This is a genomic window from Pseudomonas sp. Sample_10, assembly GCF_004321495.1.
Taxonomy (GTDB): Bacteria; Pseudomonadota; Gammaproteobacteria; order Pseudomonadales; family Pseudomonadaceae; genus Aquipseudomonas.
Genome location: NZ_RCOE01000203.1, coordinates 23,635 through 27,012, shown reverse-complemented (window position 1 = coordinate 27,012; position 3,378 = coordinate 23,635). Strand labels below are relative to the sequence as shown.

The 3,378-nt window shown below is 58.7% G+C and carries 4 protein-coding genes; all 4 read left to right on the top strand.

Features of this window, described 5'->3' with window-relative positions; genetic code table 11:
* Positions 1–182 (top strand): TOBE domain-containing protein (locus D8U18_RS19640; protein WP_131108207.1); only part of this gene is annotated, 182 nt, incomplete at its 5' end.
* Positions 183–211: 29 nt separating this feature from the next.
* Positions 212–1,093 carry an ABC transporter permease subunit gene (locus tag D8U18_RS19635; protein ID WP_177336560.1) on the top strand — a complete coding sequence of 294 codons (882 nt, stop codon included), beginning with the start codon at positions 212–214 and terminating at the stop codon, positions 1,091–1,093.
* The gene (locus D8U18_RS19630; RefSeq protein ID WP_130906816.1) at positions 1,090–1,974 is read left to right on the top strand and encodes an ABC transporter permease subunit; all 885 of its coding nucleotides are present in this window, start codon (positions 1,090–1,092) and stop codon (positions 1,972–1,974) included. Before D8U18_RS19635 ends, D8U18_RS19630 begins: the two co-directional genes overlap by 4 nt.
* A 240-nt stretch (positions 1,975–2,214) precedes the next feature.
* The gene (locus D8U18_RS19625) at positions 2,215–3,312 is read left to right on the top strand and encodes a polyamine ABC transporter substrate-binding protein (protein ID WP_056853448.1); all 1,098 of its coding nucleotides are present in this window, start codon (positions 2,215–2,217) and stop codon (positions 3,310–3,312) included.
* The last annotated feature ends 66 nt before the right edge of the window (positions 3,313–3,378 follow it).

The following is a 3,378-nucleotide window of genomic DNA, read 5'->3' as shown; positions in this document are numbered from 1 at the left end:
GCGGCAAGGTGCATGACATCGCCTACCTCGGCGGCCACTCGGTGTTCTACGTCGAGCTGCCCGGCGGCAAGGTTGTCCAGTCGTTCATGGCCAACGCCGAACGCCGGGGCGCGCGTCCGACCTGGGACGATCAGGTCTACGTGTGGTGGGAAGACGACAGCGGCGTGGTACTGCGCGCATGAGAACCTTCAATCAGCAATTCCTGCGCCTGGTGCCCAGTGGGCGAAAACTGGTGATCGGCATTCCATTCGTATGGCTGTGCCTGTTCTTCATGTTGCCGTTCTTCCTGGTAATGAAGATCAGCTTCTCGGAAGCCGCGCTGGCCATTCCGCCTTACTCGGAGATCTACACCTACGCCGAGCAGAAATTCAACCTGCTGCTCAATATCGGCAACTACACGTTGCTGGGTGAAGACGAGTTGTACCTCTCGGCATACCTCGGTTCGTTGAAGGTCGCATTCTTCAGCACACTGGCGTGCCTGGTGATCGGTTTCCCGATGGCCTACGCCATTACCAAGGCGAGCAAGGAAGCGCAAAACGTCCTGATGCTGCTGATCATGATGCCGACCTGGACCGCGATCCTGATCCGCGTCTACGCGTGGATGGGCATTCTCAGCAACAACGGTTTGCTCAACGGCTTCCTGATGTGGACAGGCCTGACCTCACACCCGATCGAGATCCTCAACACCAACATCGCGGTGTATATCGGCGTCGTTTACGCTTACTTGCCGTTCATGATCCTGCCGCTCTACGCCAACCTGGTGAAGCACGATCAGAGCTTGCTGGAAGCCGCGTCGGACCTGGGTTCGAGCACCTTCAACAGCTTCTGGAAAATCACCGTGCCGCTGGCCAAGAACGGCATCATCGCCGGTTGCATGCTGGTGTTCATTCCGGTGGTGGGCGAGTTCGTGATCCCGGAACTGCTGGGTGGTCCGGAGACCCTGATGATCGGTCGCGTACTGTGGCAAGAGTTCTTCAACAACCGTGACTGGCCGGTGGCATCCGCGCTGGCGGTGGTCATGCTGTTGATCCTGATTGTGCCGATTCTGCTGTTCAACCGCAGCCAGGCCAAAGAGATGGAGGCACGGGGATGAAACGTTTCGGGTTTTCAAAATTGATGCTGGTGTTCGGCCTGTCGTTCATCTACCTGCCGATGCTGATCCTGGTGATCTACTCGTTCAACGCATCGAAACTGGTGACGGTGTGGGGCGGCTGGTCGTTCAAGTGGTACGCCGGTCTGCTCGACAACTCGCAACTGATGGGTTCGGTGGTGCGCTCGCTGGAAATCGCCTGCTACACGGCAATCGCAGCAGTCGCACTGGGGACATTGGCCGCGTTCGTGCTGACCCGTGTCACGCGTTTCAAGGGCCGTACGTTGTTCGGTGGCCTGGTCACCGCGCCGCTGGTGATGCCCGAGGTGATTACCGGCCTGTCGCTGTTGCTGCTGTTCGTGGCCATGGCGCAGTTGATCGGTTGGCCGATGGAGCGTGGCATCGTCACGATCTGGATCGCCCACACCACGTTTTGTGCCGCCTACGTGGCAGTGGTAGTCTCCGCCCGCCTTCGCGAACTGGACCTGTCCATCGAAGAAGCGGCCATGGACCTCGGCGCCAAGCCATTCAAGGTGTTTTTCCTGATCACCATTCCGATGATCGCGCCGTCACTGGCAGCGGGCGGCATGATGTCGTTCGCCTTGTCGCTGGATGACCTGGTGTTGGCGAGCTTCGTTTCCGGCCCGGGTTCGACGACCCTGCCGATGGAAGTGTTCTCGGCGGTGCGTCTGGGTGTGAAGCCTGAGATCAATGCCGTGGCCAGCCTGATTCTGTTGGCTGTTTCGATCGTGACCTTCATGGTCTGGTATTTCAGCCGACGTGCCGAAGCCAGCCGTAAACGCGCGATCCAGGAAGCGATGGAGCAGACCGCCAGCGAATCCTGGCAGGCGCCCGAGAAGAAGATGTTGGGAGCGACGGCGTAAGTCGCTGGGACTTGCTCCTTGTGGCGAGGGAGCTTGCTCCCGCTTGAGTGTGCAGCACTCACACAATTTTGGGGCCGCTGCGCAGCCCAGCGGGAGCAAGCTCCCTCGCCACAGGCACTGGGTTAACCCCCCAGACAGGCACTGTATAAAGCCCCCGGGTATTGGGGCTCACTGCCACAGGTTCTGAATTCTGATTTTTGTTTTGTGTATTTGAATAAGAAAAGAAATGGAGTTGTACCGATGAAAATGTTTGGCAGGACTCTGCTGACACTGTCCTTATTGGGCGCGATCGCCTCGGGCGCCCAGGCCAATGACAAGGTTCTGCGCGTCTACAACTGGTCGGATTACATTGCCCCGGACACGGTCAAGAAGTTCGAAGACGAGACCGGCATCCGCGTGACCTACGATGTCTTCGACAGCAACGAAACCCTTGAAGCGCGCCTGCTGGCGGGCAAATCCGGCTATGACATAGTCGTGCCGTCCAACAGTTTCCTGGCCAAGCAGATCAAGGCCGGCGTCTATCGGGAACTGGACAAATCGAAGCTGCCGAACTGGAAAAACCTCAATCCGGTATTGCTGAAAAACGCCTCCGCCAGCGACCCGGACAACGCTCATGCGTTCCCGTACATGTGGGGTTCGATCGGCATCGGCTTCAACCCGGCCAAGGTCAAGGAAGTGCTGGGTGCCAACGCGCCGACCAACTCCTGGGACTTGCTGTTCAAACCGGAAAACGCTGAAAAACTCAAAGCCTGCGGTATCAGTTTCCTCGATTCGCCGACCGAAATGATCCCGGCCGCCCTGCACTACCTGGGTTACCCGGTCAACGACCGCGACAAGGCGCACATCGCCGAAGCTGAAGCGCTGTTCATGAAGATTCGCCCGTCGGTGTCTTACTTCCATTCGTCGAAGTACATCTCTGACTTGGCCAACGGCAACATCTGCGTCGCCGTCGGCTACTCCGGCGACGTGTTGCAAGCCAAGGCCCGCGCCGAGGAAGCCGGCGACAAGGTGAAGATTGACTACAGCATCCCGAAAGAAGGTGCCGGCAGTTTCTACGACATGGTTGCCATCCCGCGTGATGCGGCGAACGTCGAAGAGGCCTATCAGTTCATGAACTTCCTGATGCGCCCGGACATCATCGCCGAGATCACCAACAACATCGGCTACAGCAACGCCAACGCGGCGGCAACGCCTTTGGTGGATGAGGCGATTCGCAACGACCCGGGGTCGTACCCGCCTGAAGCCGTAATGGCGACGTTGTATGCCATTCCTGACCAGCCGATTGCCGTACAGCGGATCATGACCCGCGGCTGGACCAAGGTGAAGTTGGGTAAATAACGGCGCAGAGAGTGGGCACGCCTCAAGGGACGCTCTGCGTTCCAGCTCTGACGAGGGACGCGGAGC

Coding starts and splice junctions, on each gene's coding strand:
- D8U18_RS19630 (WP_130906816.1), top strand. CDS start 1,090: ATGAAACGTTTCGGGTTTTCAAAATTGATGCTGGTGTTCGGCCTGTCG.
- D8U18_RS19625 (WP_056853448.1), top strand. CDS start 2,215: ATGAAAATGTTTGGCAGGACTCTGCTGACACTGTCCTTATTGGGCGCG.